Here is an 18136-nt window from a genome sequence, read left to right on the forward strand (position 1 = left end):
CGCTCACGTGAAGCCCTGAGGTGGCCCGGCCTCGACGGCGGATCGGCATGCACGCTCCGGGTCGGGGGTCTGGTGGTACCCGGGGGCTCACGCCCCCGGGGCCCCCGGTTCCGCCCGGGAACCCGGCGCCGTCAGGGTGTGCGCGGGGTCGGGGCGGCAGGCGCCGGAACCTCGTCCGGCTCGGACACGGCACCTCCCCGCCGTCATCGGTCTCGATGGGCTCCCTGTCCTGGCTGCGGCCTGAGCCACAGGCGGGGCCGCAGCGCGCGCACCTTGACGCCTCACCGGAAGGCTGCCTGCACCGCGTGCACGGCCCGGCCGCAGGAAGGAACGCCCGACACTGGTCGCACCGAGGCGTTTGTGGGGACATGGGCACCCCCAAAGGTCACAGCCGGGGCCTTCTTCTGCCTGGCGTACCTCCGCGTGCGCGGGGCCATGAAGAAGGTTGTACCGCATCGCCAAGGACCGTGGACGCTCCGTGATGGAACGCCTTACCAAGGTTCACCCCGGTGAGCTTGGTGGCTTGACGTCAGCATTGGGAAGTTCCTCGTCTGGATCGTTGCCGCCGCGCGGTACGCGGTGCGGCGGGCTGGGGCCGACGGCCGTGGGCCGATGGCCGGAAAGGCGGCATGGGTACAGGCACGCCCGTCTTCCCTGGGCCGGAGTGGATGCCCGCGTGCCAGCGGTGAAGGCGGTGACCTGTCAGGAGGATGGCGCTCCGGACCTGGAAGAACGTCGGAACCCGACGGGTGTGGTGGATCGTGGTGTCCCCCGGGTTCAGTCCATGGCGGGCGGGTCGTCGGTCTCTCCGGCGGAGGTGGTGTCGGAACCGGCGGCGGCCTCACCACCCTCCTGCGGTTGGTAGGCCTGGAAGCCCCGGCCCCAAGCCCGGCGCACGCGTTCGGCCCCGGGCCAGGTGCGGGCCTCGTGAAGCTGGTCGGCCAGAAGCCCGTAGTCGAGCGGGATGTCCTCGGCGCGCAGGAGCTGGACGATCCCCCGGAGCCAGTCGAGGCGGGTGGCGTGGTGCACAGCGCTTCCCGCCTGCACGAACCTGCGGCGCAGTGGCTCGTCAATGTCCCCGGGCGGCATGAGGCGGCGGACGGCCCCACCAAGGTCACGGCCGCGCCGGTGCATGCCCTTCTCCCGTTTGGACTACTGGTGCAGGGCGTAGAGGATCAGCGCCTCGTGCGCGGCGGTCTCTGCGTCTGCGGTCTTCAGGACGTGAGGAGGAAACCTTTCATAGAAAGAGTGATCCAGCGTCACGCCAAAGAGTTCAGGAAGCGCCTCGACGGGCTTGCCCGCGCCCCGGCGCAGCTTGGCCAGGGTGGCGACGGCTTCGGGAAGGTCCTTGAGGTAGCCGCCCTGGAGCTGGCGGACGCGTTCGTCGACCAGCTCCCCGACGTCCTTGAGTTCAGGCACGAACCCGGCGGTGCTCGTGGTGGTCACTTGCTCCCCCTGCGGGGAGTGGCCGGCGTCGGTCAGCGGGAGCGCCCTGCGCAGGGCGGAGCGGAAGCGCAGTTCGGCCCGGGAGGCGGTGAGCCAGACCGACCCCTTCTTGGTGGCCACGACCCGGCCCGTCCAGGCGGCCTCCCCGGCCGTGTCCATGAGTTCGTCACCGAGCCGGGACACGATCCGGTGTGCCTCCATCTGCCACTCACGGCGCTGTTCGGCCTGGTAGAGGGGGTTCTCCGAGGGGCGCAGGTCGCGCAGCCACTTGCGGAAGGGCTCGTCCAGCTCCGCGAACCCGCGGTCGCGTGCGGTGGACCGCGGCCCCTCGCCGTCCGCGCTCGCCGCGTCAGCGAGGGCGGTGGCCAGGTCCCCGAGGGCCGTGACCGCCTCCTCGGCATCGTTGACCGCGTCGATCGCGGTCTGGGTGAGGGCGCTGTCGCGGTCGTGGAACAGGACGACGGGCATGGCCACGGCGTCGTCCACGATCTCGTCGACGACGGACTGCTGGGTGCCGTAGACGACGCCGACCAGGCGCGCGCAGACCAGGAAATCCTTGGGCAGGATCCCCTCGAAGGTGAGGAGGGAGATCCAGTCCAGAACGCGCGGACGCACCACCTGCGCGGCCTCCTGGCGCTGCTCACCGTAACGGTCGTATCCAGTGACCAGTGCGCCGAGTCCCCGCCAGGCGCTGCGTGCGGGGTCGTGGTCGCGCGGCAGGTAGACGGTGTTCTCGCGCAGCTTCTGCTCCTGTGCGGGGCTGCGCCGCCACGCGGTCATGGGCTCGCGGTCGTGCTTGTTGCGCGGGGTGAGCGGGTCCCCGTAGGCGAGCAGGACGCCGTGGACCGCTTCGCCGTCGTGGTGCAGCCGGACGCGGCGGCTCTGCCAGGTGTAGAGGTCGCGGAGCCCGTGAGGGCGGATCTCGGCCTCCGCGCCCTTCAGGGGCTGGGCGGTGCCCTGGGTCCGGCGCCAGGCCGGGGCGTCCTTGTCCGGGTTCGTACGCAGGTCGAGGTCGTGCTCGTCGAGGGCCACCAGGTTGAGCAGCAGCGTCCGCTGGAGGTCGTCGCCCTCCACGTACACCCCGCCGAGGTTTCCGGACCAGCCCACGCCCTGCGGGTAGACCTTGCCGCCCTTGAGGCGGGGGTCTCCGACCGCACCCGACTTGATGCCCGAGGTGTCGTAGGCGTGGGCGTGCAGCAGCCAGCGGGCGGCCTCGGCGAAGGTCAGGCGCTCGGCACCGTGCGCACGCATGGTGAAGAAGCGCGCGTTGTTGGGCACGTCCGCCACGATCGGGTCGGGTGAGGAGTACTCCCCCTTACCGGTACGCAGGTCCGCGACCTGGAAGAACGGCGTTTCGGGGTGCAGCAGGTCGAAGCGCTCCCGGTGCTCACGCAGGTAGTCGCGGACCCGGTCGGTCGGGATCCCGCCCCGCCACAGCTCCTCCCAGTCCTCGATCTCGCGCGGGCCGTCGATCGCGTCGTGCAGGATGGCCAGAAACAGGCGCAGGAGGGCGAAGTCCTGGGTGGGCACGTCGCCGACCAGACGGCGGATGTTCGGCGCCTGCTCGAAGACCCCGGTCAGGGAGAGTTCGACCTCCTCCCCGTCCAGGCGCTGGACCGGGATCCATGGGCGCGAGGTCAGGTCGAATGAAGCGGGCCGAAGCGGTGGCGGTGACGCGGTGTCGTCAGTCGGCATGATGGACCTCCAGGCCGTCAGATTGGGTGTAGTGGAGCGTGTGTCCAGCGAGTTCGGGCGGTTGTCCTCGTCCAGGAACAGAATTTGATCGGCGCCCGGAATTACGGCGATGTCGGTAGAAACCGCGTCCGTGGTGCTGTCGTTAGCCGCGCTGTCAGCGGTGGGGTCCAGCCGACTACCTTGCCGCGGTGACTGCGCCGGGTACCGTCCTCGGCCTGAGTCAGGACCGTGCACAGCAGGCGGCCGCGCCCCCTCGAAGAGGCGATGAAGGTCAGTGGTGCCCCGCGTGGGTAGGGGTTCCTGCCCCCGCGGGCAGGAACCCCCACCTCTCCTTTAGGACTCCTTGATGATCCGATCGACCTCCACCTGGAGGATAGGCAGGTACCCGTCGATGTCGTCATCGGTGAGGGGGCCCGCGCCGGTCGGCAGCAACACCTCCTCCGCCTCGTGCTGACGGACGACGACCTGGTGGTGGTCGACATGGGCCTCCACCCACACATCCAGCTCCCCCTCCTCGTTGACGTACAGCACCGGGTCGTCCCGGTGGTCGTTGAGCAGTTCCCGCACGTGCGCGACGGTGACCTTCGGCGTGCTGTCCATGGGTCTCCTTGCTGTGGGTGCCCGCCCCCGTGTGGGGCGGGCCGTCCCCGCGATGGCGGGGATCACGTGCGGTTCTGACTCTTTCTCGTAGAGGCGGGCACCGGCGCGGGGGAGCGGACCCCCGCGCCGGTGGGCGGCTGTGTCAGTCCGCGGCGGTCACGTAGCAGCGGGCCGTGACCGACTGCATGGTGCGGTACTGGATCTGGGCGCCGCTCGCATCCAGGACGCGAGCGGCCGACCACAGACGCGCGTGCCAGGGCTCCCCACCGGGACCGGTCGCCCGTCCCTGATCCAGGTAGAGCACCTCAGCCATGTGCCAGTTCGGCGCGTCCCCCTCCATCTGATAGGCCATCACCACGTACCCGGTGCTGTCTGCGACGGCTGGGTCCGGCACGGTCAGGTCGTCGTCGTCGCTGGGGGCATACTCCGGCGGCAGATCCGCCAGCAGCAACCCTCCGGCCGCCAGTACCTGGGCGATCACCTTCCCCGCGGGGACAGAGGTGTCCTCTTCGGGCAGGCCGTCCGGGGCGCTGGCGTAGTTGGCGGGGATACCGTATCCGCCGCCGGCCCGAGAGTTCACCAGCTCGCGATACGGCTGCCACGCCCGCAGAACCTCGCGGCCGAACGCGGTCACGGTCTGGTCGGTGCGGCTGGCGATCAGCCCGAGCCGTGCCATCTCCTCCAGGCCGTCGGGAGCGGCCAGGCCGCTCCCGACGCGCTCGAATGCCTCCAGGTTTTCGGCCGACCACGGGTGGGTCTCCAGGTAGCGCAGCGTGTCGTCCAGGGCAGCCATGTTGTTCCTCCAGGGTGTTCGTGGTGCTGCTCTTCCCAGGGTGGGCAGAGCGTCTCCGCGCACGCGGAGCGAAGAGGTACATAGGTCAGCTCGAACCGGAGACAGCCGACGCATGTAGGGGGTCGACGGCGATTCTGGAGGAGCGGGTGCTCTGTCGGGTCAGACTTTGCGCCAGGTGGGGCCCGCACCGTGGCGGTCCCCGCTCTGCCTGATCAGCCCCTGGTCTTCCAGGATGTCCAGGCATGTCCCCAGCGCCACAGCGTCCGCCGGGGGGATGTCCGCGGCCCCGCCGACGTCGATCATGGCCAGGTCCTCATCGGGACGGTCCGCGAAGACGGCCCGAACGCGTTCTGTGAGCTGCTGGGCCCGACCGATGTCGTCGCCCGGCAGACCGAACACGGCCGCCGCGGAAGCGGGTTCCTGGGGCTGGACCCCCTGGTGCGGGTATCCCCACCGGTGGTTGCCGTGGGCCACGAGCAGACCGAGGTCGCGGTGCATGTCCACCGCCAGGGCGACCGCGAGAAGCCCCTCCTCGTCCTCCTCGTCCAGACCCACGCCCGCGGTGATCTCCTGGACCGTGGCGGGCCCGTGGGCGCGCAGGTGGGCCTGGACCGGCCCGGACACGCGGGCCTTATTGATCATGTCCTCCTCGTCGGCGACGCGCGCGGCGAGTGCGCCCACCATGCCCACCAGGTCTTGGGGGTCTCCGGTCCACTCCGCTCGCATCTGGGACAGGGTGTCGGCCATTATCCATACCTCTCTTCGGGGTTGATCCATCATGGGCGATACAGGTGCTGCAGCGGGCGGGGAACGCCAATCCTGCCCCCCGCGCCCCGCCCAGGGGCCGCCCGCCACAGTGGCGGGCACCGGCGCGGGAGCGTGGGTCCCGCGCCGGCGGGTGGCTCAGGCGCGGGAGGCGCGGGCGCTCCGGTGATCCTTGGACCACCGGTTGGCCACCGCGCGGCGGGCGTCGGGGTCCTCGCCGAACATCACGGCCAGGTCAGCGGCCAGCACCACCGGGTCCGGGCGCCCGGCCGGTCCCGGGCGGGACCGGCACAGCTCGGCCACGGCCTTCACCGTCTGCTCGGCGGCCTGGCCGGGGATGCCGATGGCCTGGAGCAGGCGCCGGTCCACCCCCGCGGCCGGGCCCGCGGCGGCCCCGGCGTGAGCGCCGAGACTGACCTCGGACCCGCAGGCGCCGATGCGCCTGTATCCGGCCAGGGCCAGCACCAGCCACACCGCCGTGTGGGCGGGGGTGTCGGGCTCGGCGCCGCTGATCTGGAGGGCCAGACCGTACGCCCTCGACCTGGGGTCGGGGACCAGACCCCGCGCGGTCAGATCGTGGCCCCACGCGGAGTGGGGGCGCTCCAGGTGCCGGGCCAGTTCCTCGGCGTCCAGGGCTGTGGTGCTCACAGTGCTCTCTCCTCACGTGGTGGGCCGCCTGGTGCGGCCCCGCCTCCGCCGTGGCGGAGCTGACAGGTTCGGGGCAGGGTCAGACGCTGTGGCTGCTGGCGTAGCGGCCGGGCCGGTCGGCCATGGCCTCGTAGCAGTCAACGCCGCACGCCAACCCGAGACTGGCGGCCATGCCGCTGCCGGGGATGAGGCGGCCGCACTCGTCGCAGCGCCGCCCCTCCTCCTGGGCGCGGGCGGCCATGCCGCGGGCGCGGCGCTCGACCAGCGCGACCAGGAGCGCGTTCTCCTCCTCCCTGGTGAGCACGTAGGGGCTCAGGATTCGCTCGATCTTGGCGTCGCTGGGGGCGTCGACCCCGGCCAGGGTGCACGCCGCCTCGAACTCTGCGCGGGTGTACGCCTGGCCGGGGTGGGCCGCGTCCACCTGGGCCAGGGTCCGCTGCTGGGCGTCCTGCTGCTCGCGCTCGGCGTAGGGGCGGTGTCCTCGGGCCAGGGCCACGTACAGGATGTGGTCCAGGCTGTAGGAGTACAGGGTGTACTCCCCGCTCATCCCGGGCCCGGTCAGGATCTCCTGCGGCGAAGCGGGCACCAGCCCCAGCTCTCGGCAGGCGGCTTCGTAGGCGAGGCGGTCCATGAGCATGGCCGGGCGGTCCACCAGGGCTGGGCGGCCGATGCGCTCCACGACGCCGCCGCAGGCCGCGGCCGCCTGTGCCGCGCGCTCCCATCGGGCCTCGACCTCGTCCCACATGGCCGTGTACGTCTCGGGGTCGCCCAGGCAGGTGAGCAGGTCCTCGCGGGACAGGTAGCTGTTCTGGGAGCCGTAGCCGGACCACTGCTCGCGGGCGGGCACGGACCGCGTCTCGATGGTGACCCCCTCGCGGGTCTGGACGCGGCCCTTGTCCTTCATTCCCTCGACCGCCTGCGTGGCCACGTGCCAGCGGCGACCCTGGCCGTCCTCGAACACATGCAGGTCGAACACCATCCCGTTCCTGGGGTGCTCGTAGCGCTCGGGCTCGGCGACCTCGGTCAGCCCGACCAGGCAGGACAGGACGATGTGCGTGACCCCGTCCTCGGTGGTGCGTTCGACCTCCACGAAGTCGCGCTGGTCGGCGGCCAGGGTCATGCGGTGCTGGTGCTCAACCACGGGTGTCTCCTCTGTGTCGTCGGTGGTGGTGCTCCCGCCCCCCTCACCAGGGCGGGCCACGAACTTCACTGTGCAGGGTGCCTCGGACACGCCCCAGAATCAGGCGTTGCCCTGACCCCCGTCTTCCGCAGGGCCGTCAGGCTCAGGCGGCGCGCAGCTCCCTCAGGCGCTCGGCGGCGGCCTGGCGGGCCTCGGCCTCGCTGTGGTGCAGCGTGGTGACCTGGTCCCAGATGTCGCCGTCACCGGGGGTGTAGCGCTCGGTCCAGCACACCCACCACGTCACCGAGTGCGCCGCGGGGAGTGCGAACTCGTGGCGCTCCAGTCCGGCGGCGATGCCGTCGCCCCACGGGCTGCCGGGGGTGTGGTCGATGTGGCGGACGCTGTGGTCGGTGGCGGCCAGCAGGGGCTGCCACAGGGCGGACTCCTCCACGCGCTCGGCGCGCACGGCCAGGCCCACGGCGGTCTCGGCGGCCGTGGACAGCTCGCGGGGGCGGCCATCGATGTGGGAGCTGTACCAGTACCCGTGGGTAATGCTGTTGTCGTCCCACAGCTGCCAGGAACCCGAACTGGCGGTGTGGCGGATGCGCGGGCCCCTCTCAGCGTGCAGGGTCCACGTCCACTGCTCGGGGTGGATGGCCAGGTAGGCGTTCATCTCCTCGGCCGAGCCGGTGACGATGTCCCCCTCGAACGGGCTCGCCACCTCCGGGCGCGGGTGGGACAGGCGCACGCGGGTCGCGCCCTCGGGCACGTGCGGCGGCCGGGCGGCCAGAGCGTCGCGCACGGTGCGGTGACCCTGCTCGCGCAGGGCCTTGGCCAGGTGGAAGGTCATGCCCGCCTCGACCAGCGCGGCGGCCTCGCTCGCGCGCCATCCCTGGTCCCCGGTCCAGTGCGGGTGGTGGCGCAGGGGCCACCCGGCGCTCTGCCATTCCTGGCTGGTGCGGCTGGTCAGGGCGGCGACGTCGGCGACGTCGACCACGCGCATCGTCTCGACCTCCCGGTAGGCGGGCAGGGTCCACCCGGCCGCGATGAGGGCGTGCATCGCCTCGGCCTGCACGCCCAGGCGTTCCCACGCGGCGGCGTCGGCGTAGAACGCGGTCAGGTCGGCCACCAGCTGCTCGCGCTCGGGGGTCAGCGCGTGGGACAGGGCGATGTGGGCGCCGTGGTTGGAGAGCGACCAGTCGTTGCCGTCGGCGCCGTTGTAGACCAGGGTCCAGACCAGGTCCGCCGCCCGGTCGATGAGGATTCGGTCCGGGAACGGGCTGTGGCCGTAGTCGGGGGCCTGGGGCACGGGGACGGCGGTGTCGGGGGTGGGCCCGGTCAGGGGGTGGGTGTAGGTCGCGCCCACCTCGGCGTTGGGGTAGCGCCAGCGCAGCAGAGCGCGGGTGCGCCGGGCCAGCTCCTGCGCCTGGGCGGCGCGCTGCTCGGCGGCCAGGATCGGCGCGGCCTCCTCGGCGGTGGCCGCGCGCACGGTCGCGACGTAGACGTGGCCCTCGTCGGCGCCCACGCCGAAGCTGAGCCCGTCCTGGTCGTAGTAGCGGGCGCTGGTCTGGATGGGCACCACGATGCCGGTGACCAGCCCGGTGGCCAGGGTGCGCCCGCCCGGCACGTGCTCGGCGGTGAAGGCGGCCGGGGTGTGCTCGTCGGCGGGCCAGGTGGCGCGCTCGGCCACGCCCTCGCTGTAGGGGCCGACCTCGGGGGCGGTCTCGCCGCTGCCGCGGCTGATGGTGATCGTCGGCTGATCGCTCATGGGGGTGTCTCCTTCTCCGGTGTGCTGCTTAGGCGTGGGTCTGGCCCCATCGCCACGTGCCGGGACGCCGACGCAGCATCGCCTTGGCGTCCTGGGACATGACGTATCCCTCGACGTGGTCGCGTTCCTCCCACGACAGGTCGTCGCGCTCCTGCGCGGCCACGGCCTCGTACAGCTCGCCGAGCCGCTCGGCGGTGGCCCTGGTCTCCGAGCCGTCGCCCAGGTAGGGGACGGGGTGCCTGTCCGGGTCGTGGGCCAGCAGCTGCTCCAGGACAGTGCACGCCCGCCGGTAGCCGTACAGCTCCGCCCACGCGCGGGGGCTCGCGGCCCGGTGCTGCATCTCCTCCCAGTCGGCGCGGAACCGCCTGTACTGCTCGGCGGCGGCGTCGCGCAGGCCGGTCCGGACCAGATCCAACAGCCGGTCCCGGACGGCGTAGTAGTCGGGGATGGCCTCCACGATCGGGCGGAGCGTGCGCAGCTCCCGCAGGGTCAGCGGCACGTACTGGCCGCCGCCCACCCGTTCGCGGCGGATCCGGCTCGCCAGCACGCGCAGGGGGCGGGCGTTCTCCTCCTCCAGGACCTCGGCCAGATCCGTGCGGCTGTCATCGACCATCACCCACACCGCGGGGTTGGCCACCGCCTCCCACAACCACGCCTGGCCCTCCGCCATGAGGTACTCGATCCGCCCCGGGCTGATGGGGAGCGTGTCGGCGACGATGGGCGCGGCCTCGGGGCCGCGGGCGGCGTCCCAGACCTCCATGACCACCATCGCCTGGGACCGGTCCCGCGCCAGCGGGTCGGTGCCCAGCTCGGCGTTGGCGAACCGCTCGCGCGGCCGCTCATCGACCAGCGTGTGGACGTCCAGCCGTGCGGGGGTGTTGTGCAAGGTCACGGGGTGTCTCCTTCGGTGGTGTCGGGTGCGGGGACGTGGAGCACGCCCCCGACGTAGCTGTAGGTGCCGGGCGCGATGGGGCGCCCGTCCTGGTCGGTGATGCGCGCCCCGTCGAAGTGCAGTTCCTCGGCGACCAGCACGGGGAGACCCCGCTCGATCACGCGGGCCTGCTCGGCCGAGACCAACGCGACCACGGGTGCGCCCCGGTCCGTGATGATCTGCGGGCCCTGCTCGTCGGCCTCGGCGCGCAGCTGCGCCCACTCCTCCCGGGCACGGCGGATGCCCCACTCACCGGTCGGGACCAGCCCGGCGTCGGTGACCTGCTCCAGCGGCACCAAAGCGCTCTCGGCACGGCCGTCCACCGTGAGCGTGAGCGGGCGCCCGCTGGTGTGGACCATTACATCGCCGTATTCATGTGTGGGGTGCTTTTCATGAAAACTCGTAAGAACATCTGATGCCCGCCGCGACCGGGTACACAGCCCTTCGAGGCGGGCACCGCTACCGCACGGTCAGACGGACGAGGCTGCTTCCAGGACAGCGGTCACCTGCTTCTCGTCCAGGTCCCCCCAGGAGGTGAGCCCGTAGCGGGCCACCACCGCCTCAGCCACGGCCTCGGGGTCCACGTCCCGGGCGGCATCGCCGCTACTGTCAAGGAACAGGGTGACGTCGCGCACCAGGTCCTGGCGGGTGATCGACCTGCGGGCGCCACCAGTGATGTGGTACCCGTCGTCGGCGCGCACTCGCCCGGCCGGGCGCGGGGTGAGACCGACGTGCAGCGATTCCTTCCCCATCAGCTGGTAGCGCAGGGCCTCGGCCAGGTCCAGGACGTGGTCGATGGTCAGGACCGGGTGACCCTGGTAGGTGGTGAGCAGCCGTCCCCGGTCGCGGTAGGTGGCGAGCCCGTTACCAGGGCCGTCGTCGATCTGGTCGGTGATGACGATGTGGCCGCTGTGGCGCAGAAGGATTTCCACGTGAGGGCGGTCGTAGTCGCTCAGGGCGGCGAGCCGGTCGGCCAGGAGCGGGTGCAGCCCGCTGATCATGATGTGGCGGTACCCGTCCTTCACTCGATCCCGGACCCTGGGGGTGACGGTGACCTCCTCACCAGCGGTGTCGCGATAGATGTAGGTGGCCTCCAGGTCCAGGGGCCCGCTCGCCGGTACGGGGCGAGTGTGGTCCTCGACCTGGGGCAGGGACGGGGTGGCCGGCAACAGGGGCGAGTGTTCGCCGGTGAGGTGGGAGCGCAGGTGCTCGGCCAGGTCCAGCACGTCGGCGCGGGTGAGACCGGGGTGGCCCTGGAAGTTGGTCGCCAGCCGTCCCCGGTCGCGGGTGGCCACCAACCCGTCGTCGGGAGCGTCCTCGATCTCCTCGGTGAGGACGATCTCTGCGCCGTGCAGCAGGAGTTCCACGTGGGGGCGGTCGTAGTCGCTCAGGGCGGCGAGCTTGTGCGCCAACAGTGGGTGCAGCCCCATGACGATGGTCAGCGTGTGGCCGCCGTGCGTGTGCTCCTTGACCTGGGGGGTGATGAGGACTTTCCCCCTGCCGGGGATGTGGGCGGTGTAGGTGGCCTCCAGGTCCAGGGGCGGCCACGCCTGGAGGGGGCCCCGCCCCCCGGCGCGGGACGCACGGCCGGGCCGGGGCGCGCGCTCGCGCCGCGGCCGGGTCGGCTGTCGGGTCCCGCTGGTCCCGGCGGCGGTGGTGGTGCGGTCGTGGATCCATGCCAGCCCGGTGTTGTCCAGCCGGTACCGGGCGCGGGTGACGGCGACGTAGGCGAGCATCGCCTCGGCTCGGGGCACCGGGCCGGGGCTACCGTCCTGCCGCGGAGCGGGCTCGCGGAAGTCCTGCTCGACGCGGACCGTGTCCCACTCGGCGCCCTTGGCCCTGTGCGCGGTCCCGCACACCACCTGGGCGTGCCGCTGGTCGACCATGCGGGTGGCAGCGGCCAGGATCGCGTCGGGGCCGTGCTCGTCCACCAGGCGCACCAGGGTCGCCAGCTCCCCGGCGTCGGCGGGAGAGTCCTCCACGTAGTCCTGCACCTGCCGCCAGCTGGTGAACACCAACAGCTCGGGGTGGGAGGTGGGGTAGCCCGCGCGCAGGGCCTGGGCGGCTTCGGCCATGCTGCGGATGCCGCCCGCTCCACCCAGCAGCGCCACCGTGCGCCCCTGGGCCAACTCCTTCATAGCCGCGCCCATGGCGCCGGCGTTGGTACGGCACAAGATCGCGTCCGGCGCGGCGACGGGCCCCAGCGTGGATTCGCGGGTGGGGGAGCCGCTCAGGCGCAAGCTCACCCCCACCTGCTCCAGCCAGGTGTTGGCCTCTACGGCGAGGCGTTCACCGAAACGCCAGGAGCGGGTGAGCGAACACCGGTGGGGCGCGGGCCAGGTCTCCAGGGCGTCGATGGCGCCCCTCCACCCGTAGATGGCCTGCGCCGAGTCGCCCACCACGATCTGCTGGACGGGCTGGGCACGCACCAGGTGGGCCAAGACGGGGTTGGTGTCCTGGGCCTCGTCCAGGGCAATCCAGTCGTAGTCCAGGACCGGGTGGGTGAGCGCCCACGCCTTCATGTAGTGGTCGGGGGTGTGGCGGAGCATGCCGCCTTCGCCGTCGGGCAGCTGGAGATCGGCCCACGCCCGCTCGGCGAAGGGCAGCAGGAATCGGGCCAGGTGGGCGCGCTGACCCCGGTCCAGGTCCAGACCGGGCACCCGCGGGGCGTGCGCGGGTGCCGGTTCGGGGTCGGCGCTGTAGCAGAAGCGCTGGACCATCTGCATGGTCAAGGTGGCCAGGGCGGCGGGGCTGAGGTGAACCTTCTCGGTGACGGCCAGCGGGCCGGTGATGCCCAAGATCTCGGCGGCGCGCTCGGGCCGGACTCGGGGCGCGTCCAGGCGCTCCCGGTAGCGGTACCCGAGCGCACGGTAGGCCAGGGCGTGCGCGGTGGAAGAGGTCACGTGGGCGGGCATGCGCTCGCGCAGCTCACGGGCGGTCTCGCGCCCAAACACCAGGCACAGGCCGCGGCGAGGGGCCAGCGCGCGTGCCATCAGGACCAGCGCGCTGGTCTTGCCGGTACCGGCCCCGGCCGTGACGCGCAGGTCCTCGCCGGTGGCGGCGGCCTCGCATACGGCCTGCTGCTCGTCGGTAGGCGGCCAGGAGGTGCGGGTGTGTGTGCTCACAAGGTCCTCGTCGTGGGTCGGGGGCCCTGCCCCGCCCCCGGCGCGGTGCCGGAGGCGGGGCGGGGCCCTGCTCGGCTGGTACGCAGGCTGCTACTGCTGCATCCAGCGTTGGACGTCGTCGGCGCGCTGGGCGCGCAGGTCGGCGACCACCTGGGGGTGGCGGGCGTCGAACTCGGCCAGCGCCCGCTGGGCGTCGGCGATGTCGCGTTCGTGGCGGTCGCGGTCCCCGCGCGGGGACAGGTAGGGGTCCAGCGCGCCCGCGTCGTGGGCACGTCCGACGGCGTCGGCGGCGATGTCGCGGGCCGCGGACAGGCGCTCGACCAGGTGCGCCCGGGTTTCCCACAAGTCCTCGGGTACGCCCGCCTTGACCTGGGACAGCACGGCCTCGACTTGGTCGGCCTCGGCCTGGGTCAGCGCCAGAACGCCGATGGAGGCCACGAACCCGTCGGGGAGGTTGCGCGGGTGCGAGAGCGCGGTGCTGGTACCGACCTGCTCGCCGTCCAGGCGGGCCACCAGCTGCACCGAGTCGTCGCGGCGCCCGTGGGGCAGAGCCTGCTGGGTGTGGACGACCTCCACGGTCGCGGTGCGTCCGTCGCGCACAGCCTTGGTCAGCGCGGTGGTGGTGTGGACCTGTCGACTCATCTGTGCCCTTCCTGAGGCATCGGAGTGGGGCGCGCACCCGGGCGGGTGCGCGCCCTCGACGGCGTTGCGATCCTCAGCCCCGGCGAGGGGCCGCCACCGCGGTGTGCTTCCCAGGGAGCGCCCGCGGTACCGCCGTACCCTCTGGGGGATGACCTCCGCGGAGGGCGGGCGGCAGCGTCAGAGTAGCCCGCTGCGCACGCTTTGGGGGGCCGATCGGCGATGCCGGTGGGGTGCGGGGCCCGCTCTCCCTAGTGAGGCCCGTGGCCTCCGGGGAGCGCGGTACCCACTCCTGTTCGTCCTCAGCACGCAGCCGCCAGTCCTCTACCTGGCGCCACATTTGCTCGGCTTGGACCCGGTAACCGATGACCAGGTCCTCCAGCAAGATAACGTGCGTGCTCGCGTCACCAGAGGTGGATAGCAAAGACGCCCAATGCCCACCGTCGGCTTCGGTGATCAACGCTTGGAGTCCGGTACGGGTCTTCCACTCGCCCCGGTGCCAGGAGCCCTCGGCGATGGCCGCCTCGTCCCGGCGTAGGTTCTCCGCCAGCAGCCCGAAGGCGTGCGCGTCGGCCCGCCAGAACAGCAGGGTTGCCTGCCTGCGCTGGCCGTCCTCGTCTAGCTCCTGCCACTCGGCGTCGGCCCACACCGCTGCGCCCGTGTAGGACAGCGTGATCTCCACCCGCTCAGGCAGGGGGCCTCACTCGAGGCCGGAGGGGGCGCCCCGGCAGATCTGGTGCACTTCCTGGATCGGGACGCCGAGCCATCCGGCCACGGCCTCCTCCTTCGGGGACATCCGGCCCCAAGTCATCAGTGCGACGATCGCTCCATTGATCGCGACCACCAGCTCATGGAACACGCTCACCCCGAAGTGGGCCAACAGGGGCGCCAGCGTGATGACGACCCTGGTGAACGCCGCAGGCGTGACGGGCCGTACCATCACTGCCTGCGCGGCGCCGAGCACCGCGCCTACCGCGGCCACGATCAGCAGCACGGATTTAGTGGTTCACACTCGCAAGGATCTGGGCGCGGTCGCCGCCCAACTCAACTCACGGCCACGCGAAACGCTCGTCTGGGGTGACCAAACGAGCGTTTCGCCAACTTCTTGCGGTTACTCACTGACTTCACGTGTTGCGACGACTGTTGGGATCCGCCACAGAGGTGGTGCCCATGGGAGAGGACGTCAACGGTGGAGCGGCCGGTATCTACTCCGAGTGTTCGCCCGGGGTGATTATACGCTCTGCCCACGCGCTCAGCTCTTGAGACGCACTGGGCACGATGTTGATGCTCATCGGGTCGGCTCCAGCCGAGACCGGCACGTCCCGGGCCGCGGCACGGAGCTGGCCGTTGAGCAAACGCCCGGTCCACCAGGGCAGATCGGCCCCGCCCACGCCGGTGGTCGGCACGGCCTCATCGGTCGGCGCCGCCGCCGCGACCGGCTCCAGGATCACGACCACCTTGGCCTCTGCCTCGTAGTCGGACACCGCCAGGATCCAGGCGTCGCTGACCGGCATGGGCCCGGGGCTCTCGGACAGGGCGCGGGCGCGCGCGTAGGCCATGACCTCGTTGCCGATCCGGTGCAGCGAAGTGGGCAGGGCCAACTGCTCGACGTCGTCGGGCTCCTCGGCAGCCAGGACCAGGAACGGGATAGTGCGTTCAGCCCGCCGGTCCTCGGCGGGCAGCACGAACGTGGTGAAGTGGCCGGAAGGGGCCCGCCCGGAGCGGGCGGCGGGGGCCGGGCGCAGCAGGCCCTGGATGCCCTCGAGGCCGTCGGCCGTGTCAGAGAAGCGCTCGTTGATTCCCGCTGGCGCCGGGCCGCCGTCGGGCCCCACAGTCAGACCCATCCGCCCGAGCATCCCGGCAATGGTGTCGCGCACCTCGGCCGGGGCCCCGGCCATGCCGTGCTGGGCCAGGATGTGGTCGGCGTCGCTGCGCTGGCGGCCGGTGGGCACCCCTGTGTCCAGCATGAGCAGAGCCCGTTCGTACAGGTCGGTGACGTAGCCGTCCCCGGCCTGTTGGCGGACCTGGCGCAGGGTCTGTTCGGCCTGCTCGGGGGTGTGGCCATGCTCGGCGGCCTGGGCGAGGTAGCGGCGGTGGGCGGCACTGGGCATGAGCGGCTCCTAGGGGGTCATCGGTACGAAGGGGTTGTGCTGGTGCACCGGCCGGGCCGCCGACGCACCCGGCTATTTACTCGCGGCCGGGTCTGTAGCGGGACGCCATCACGTGCACCGCCCCGGCGAAGTGCTCGGCGCTGATCAGCGCCATTGCCGCGCCGGTGCGGCCCATGATCTACTGCGTCCCCTGGACGGCGGCCAGCTTGCGCACCGCCGCCAACTGCACGCTGGCCTTGTACACACTCTAGGTGCCTTATGCCTGATACCCGGCCTGCTGGGCGCGGGAGGGTGACATCAACACCCCAGCCGGGTGCCCCTGCACGGTCAGCCGAACCTGGGCGTCGTATGCCTGGACGTGGGCGACGTACGCACCGAGCCGGTTGCGAAAGACGTGGCTGGTGGGCTTGGGGTCCAGCGGCTCGGACAACGATGTCCTGGATGCGGACACAGCGGGTTTCTCCCATAGGCAAGGCCCAGTGAGTGGCTTACGGGTGGCCAAGCGTCAAAAGGCACCCCGATGTGCAGATAGCGGCTGAAGGGCAAGGCGAGGGTCGCATGTGGGAAAGAAGAGCGATGAGTAGCCTTACTTGACCTTACAAATTATAGTGGGGGTATGGACACATCATCGCTGCATCAGCTCACTGCGGAACAAGAGTTGGCCTGGGTGGGTCTGACTAGCATGATGACGAGACTATCCGCCGCTCTTGACCGCCAACTGCAGCGCGATGCAGACATCAGCTTGTTCCAGTACCAAGTCCTAGCTGCGCTGTCGATGCATCCGCACCACACTCTAAGCATGGGTGATTTGGCAAAAGCAGTTGAAGCGTCGCCATCGCGACTGTCGCATTCGGTTTCCCGCTTAGAACAACATGGCTGGGTTACCCGCACACCAGACCCAACACATGGCCGCAGCATCTTGGCTGCACTAACCAATACGGGCAGAGATAAATTGGTGGCGAACACCCCAGGGCACGTTGCTGCTGTCCGTGCTTTGGTTATTGACTCCCTAACCGAAACCCAGCTCCACCAACTTATACAGATCACCCAGAACATCAACAACGCCTGTTGTTCCAAGAAGTAGGGCAATTTCTGGGGCTAGGATTCGGGATCGGCGGAATGACACAAGCGCTCCCAGTTGTGTTGTTTGGGGGCAGTGGCTCAGGCGTTGCTGAACCGCTGGTTGAAATTTACGACAAGCGCTCTTCGGGATATCAGCTTTTTTCAATCCCGAATTCCTGCTCATCTCTATCAGTTGCTTTCGTGAGTCTCGCAGCATACGCTCCTCAATCTCCGGAGTCTTGCGGACCTGCCCCCTGTGAGGCGGTGGGCACGTGAGGAGCGTTTCCTGGTGTGTCTAAGTACGGGGCAGATCATTCCCTGCAGTGCTCTGGAAAGGAACTCTGCCTGCTCGAGCGCAATGCCGACACCCCACCGCTCGATGACGAACTTTGGAGTACCGAGGAGCAACTTCTTGGCCACATTGCGAGCAAGAGGAAGGCCAGGGCTTGTCGGCCCCTGGGTAGTCTACTAAGGGCTCCAGTCCCGCGCTGCGCATCACTTCAACCGCGGCCTCGTGGTTGTTTCTGCTGGCCTTAGCTCGAAGCCGTTGAGCGCAGTAACGGCATCCCACTGTTCGATTCTTGACCTTGGCGAAAGAAGGCGCGACTTCTGCGCCGCAATTAATGCACTTGCATCGCCATGGTGTTTTGGACCCCGGATAGTCAGTAAGTGGTTTCAGTCCTGCGTTCCGCATCACGTCAGCCGCCGTCTTCGGTTCAACGAGCGTATTCGATCCGGGCGTTAGCTGAGAAGCGCGCTGGCGCGCAGCGCCAGACCGTTCAGCGTTCACGCACTGAGAACACCCTAGCTTCCGAGTTCGTACCTTTAGGAGACGAGGTGCAACCTCCGAACCACACCGCTGGCACCGGCTCGGCCAAGGCTTATCACTACCGGGATAATCTACCAAGGGCTCCAACCCAGCCGCCCTCATTTCCTGCACCGCAAAGTCCGGGTCCACATCATTTCCAGGCCCACGCCAGTTGCATATCCGGCAACCGCCACCTCGGCGAATATCGTTGAACCACGGCGTGATTTCGTGCCCTTGTGCAAGACATCGGCAACGCCAGGGGCGCTTATAACCCGGGAATTCCTCTAACGGCTCCAACCCCGCAGCCTTCGCGAGGTCCCTGGGTGAGCCTTCGCGGTACGGATTGGTATCTGCCGAGGGACGGCTTCGACGGGGGCTCATGCCGAAACTCTACTATCGCTCCCCCAGGACAGCCTTCATCCCAGGCTTGCCTGTGATCGAAGCCGCGCTGTTGCGGAACGGACCCTATACCGCCCTTGGTCAAAGCCCGAGGCGCTCCAGCAAGGGTGCGCGCGCTAGCTGTCGACCCTACGGCACCCCATGACGGGCTTCCTTCTACCTCAAGTGTCACTCATGCGCTAGGAGGAAGCCCGCCCTTGCGGCGTGAGCACTCGCTTTGCTGCCG

15 protein-coding genes and 2 pseudogenes are annotated in these 18136 nt (G+C 70.4%); 1 reads left to right on the forward strand and 16 read right to left on the reverse strand.

What is annotated here, in order from left to right; translation table 11 throughout:
* Nucleotides 1-777: 777 nt before the first annotated feature.
* The 16 genes and pseudogenes from casB to ACSIH6_RS10710 form a co-directional block, all read right to left on the reverse strand.
* Nucleotides 778-1446, reverse strand: a pseudogene (casB, locus tag ACSIH6_RS10635) (type I-E CRISPR-associated protein Cse2/CasB).
* Nucleotides 1447-3141, reverse strand: a pseudogene (gene casA, locus ACSIH6_RS10640) (type I-E CRISPR-associated protein Cse1/CasA); the annotation flags it as partial.
* 333 nt (nucleotides 3142-3474) lie between these two features.
* Nucleotides 3475-3741: a hypothetical protein gene (locus ACSIH6_RS10645; protein WP_435108080.1), complete on the reverse strand. Its 267-nt coding sequence runs from the start codon at nucleotides 3739-3741 to the stop codon at nucleotides 3475-3477.
* Between the two features lie 142 nt (nucleotides 3742-3883).
* The gene (locus tag ACSIH6_RS10650; protein ID WP_435108081.1) at nucleotides 3884-4534 is read right to left on the reverse strand and encodes a hypothetical protein; all 651 of its coding nucleotides are present in this window, start codon (nucleotides 4532-4534) and stop codon (nucleotides 3884-3886) included.
* Nucleotides 4535-4693: 159 nt separating this feature from the next.
* Nucleotides 4694-5281: a hypothetical protein gene (locus ACSIH6_RS10655; protein WP_435108082.1), complete on the reverse strand. Its 588-nt coding sequence runs from the start codon at nucleotides 5279-5281 to the stop codon at nucleotides 4694-4696.
* Between the two features lie 156 nt (nucleotides 5282-5437).
* A complete protein-coding gene (locus tag ACSIH6_RS10660) occupies nucleotides 5438-5947 on the reverse strand; it encodes a hypothetical protein (RefSeq protein ID WP_435108083.1) in 510 nt (169 codons plus the stop codon).
* Between the two features lie 79 nt (nucleotides 5948-6026).
* Nucleotides 6027-7088 carry a hypothetical protein gene (locus tag ACSIH6_RS10665; RefSeq protein WP_435108084.1) on the reverse strand — a complete coding sequence of 354 codons (1062 nt, stop codon included), beginning with the start codon at nucleotides 7086-7088 and terminating at the stop codon, nucleotides 6027-6029.
* A gap of 142 nt (nucleotides 7089-7230) precedes the next feature.
* The gene (locus tag ACSIH6_RS10670) at nucleotides 7231-8835 is read right to left on the reverse strand and encodes a hypothetical protein (RefSeq protein WP_435108085.1); all 1605 of its coding nucleotides are present in this window, start codon (nucleotides 8833-8835) and stop codon (nucleotides 7231-7233) included.
* Between the two features lie 28 nt (nucleotides 8836-8863).
* Complete coding sequence (locus ACSIH6_RS10675; protein ID WP_435108086.1) at nucleotides 8864-9727, reverse strand: hypothetical protein; 864 nt, start codon at nucleotides 9725-9727, stop codon at nucleotides 8864-8866.
* Nucleotides 9724-10125, reverse strand: coding sequence for a type II toxin-antitoxin system prevent-host-death family antitoxin (locus ACSIH6_RS10680; RefSeq protein WP_435108087.1), 402 nt, complete (start codon nucleotides 10123-10125; stop codon nucleotides 9724-9726). The genes ACSIH6_RS10675 and ACSIH6_RS10680 overlap by 4 nt, the downstream gene beginning before the upstream one ends.
* Nucleotides 10126-10236: 111 nt before the next feature.
* The gene (locus ACSIH6_RS10685) at nucleotides 10237-12891 is read right to left on the reverse strand and encodes a UvrD-helicase domain-containing protein (protein ID WP_435108088.1); all 2655 of its coding nucleotides are present in this window, start codon (nucleotides 12889-12891) and stop codon (nucleotides 10237-10239) included.
* A gap of 90 nt (nucleotides 12892-12981) precedes the next feature.
* A complete protein-coding gene (locus tag ACSIH6_RS10690; RefSeq protein WP_435108089.1) occupies nucleotides 12982-13533 on the reverse strand; it encodes a hypothetical protein in 552 nt (183 codons plus the stop codon).
* Nucleotides 13534-13606: 73 nt separating this feature from the next.
* The gene (locus ACSIH6_RS10695; RefSeq protein WP_435108090.1) at nucleotides 13607-14212 is read right to left on the reverse strand and encodes a hypothetical protein; all 606 of its coding nucleotides are present in this window, start codon (nucleotides 14210-14212) and stop codon (nucleotides 13607-13609) included.
* Between the two features lie 18 nt (nucleotides 14213-14230).
* Nucleotides 14231-14524 (reverse strand): hypothetical protein, encoded by a 294-nt coding sequence (locus ACSIH6_RS10700; protein WP_435108091.1) that lies wholly within the window; start codon nucleotides 14522-14524, stop codon nucleotides 14231-14233.
* Between the two features lie 211 nt (nucleotides 14525-14735).
* Nucleotides 14736-15641 carry a hypothetical protein gene (locus ACSIH6_RS10705; protein ID WP_435108092.1) on the reverse strand — a complete coding sequence of 302 codons (906 nt, stop codon included), beginning with the start codon at nucleotides 15639-15641 and terminating at the stop codon, nucleotides 14736-14738.
* Nucleotides 15642-15897: 256 nt separating this feature from the next.
* A complete protein-coding gene (locus ACSIH6_RS10710; protein WP_435108093.1) occupies nucleotides 15898-16092 on the reverse strand; it encodes a type II toxin-antitoxin system prevent-host-death family antitoxin in 195 nt (64 codons plus the stop codon).
* A gap of 165 nt (nucleotides 16093-16257) precedes the next feature.
* On the opposite strand from ACSIH6_RS10710, the gene ACSIH6_RS10715 reads away from it, so the two are divergent.
* Nucleotides 16258-16725, forward strand: coding sequence for a MarR family winged helix-turn-helix transcriptional regulator (locus ACSIH6_RS10715; protein ID WP_435108094.1), 468 nt, complete (start codon nucleotides 16258-16260; stop codon nucleotides 16723-16725).
* Nucleotides 16726-18136: the final 1411 nt, after the last annotated feature.

The organism is Nocardiopsis synnemataformans (assembly GCF_965343085.1).
Taxonomy (GTDB): domain Bacteria; phylum Actinomycetota; class Actinomycetes; order Streptosporangiales; family Streptosporangiaceae; genus Nocardiopsis; species Nocardiopsis alborubida.

Bases quoted from the DNA above. Each gene is read 5' to 3' on its own strand.
- ACSIH6_RS10645 (WP_435108080.1), bottom strand. From the start codon at position 3,741: ATGGACAGCACGCCGAAGGTCACCGTCGCGCACGTGCGGGAACTGCTC.
- ACSIH6_RS10650 (WP_435108081.1), bottom strand. From the start codon at position 4,534: ATGGCTGCCCTGGACGACACGCTGCGCTACCTGGAGACCCACCCGTGG.
- ACSIH6_RS10655 (WP_435108082.1), bottom strand. From the start codon at position 5,281: ATGGCCGACACCCTGTCCCAGATGCGAGCGGAGTGGACCGGAGACCCC.
- ACSIH6_RS10670 (WP_435108085.1), bottom strand. From the start codon at position 8,835: ATGAGCGATCAGCCGACGATCACCATCAGCCGCGGCAGCGGCGAGACC.
- ACSIH6_RS10680 (WP_435108087.1), bottom strand. From the start codon at position 10,125: ATGGTCCACACCAGCGGGCGCCCGCTCACGCTCACGGTGGACGGCCGT.
- ACSIH6_RS10690 (WP_435108089.1), bottom strand. From the start codon at position 13,533: ATGAGTCGACAGGTCCACACCACCACCGCGCTGACCAAGGCTGTGCGC.
- ACSIH6_RS10705 (WP_435108092.1), bottom strand. From the start codon at position 15,641: ATGCCCAGTGCCGCCCACCGCCGCTACCTCGCCCAGGCCGCCGAGCAT.
- ACSIH6_RS10715 (WP_435108094.1), top strand. From the start codon at position 16,258: ATGGACACATCATCGCTGCATCAGCTCACTGCGGAACAAGAGTTGGCC.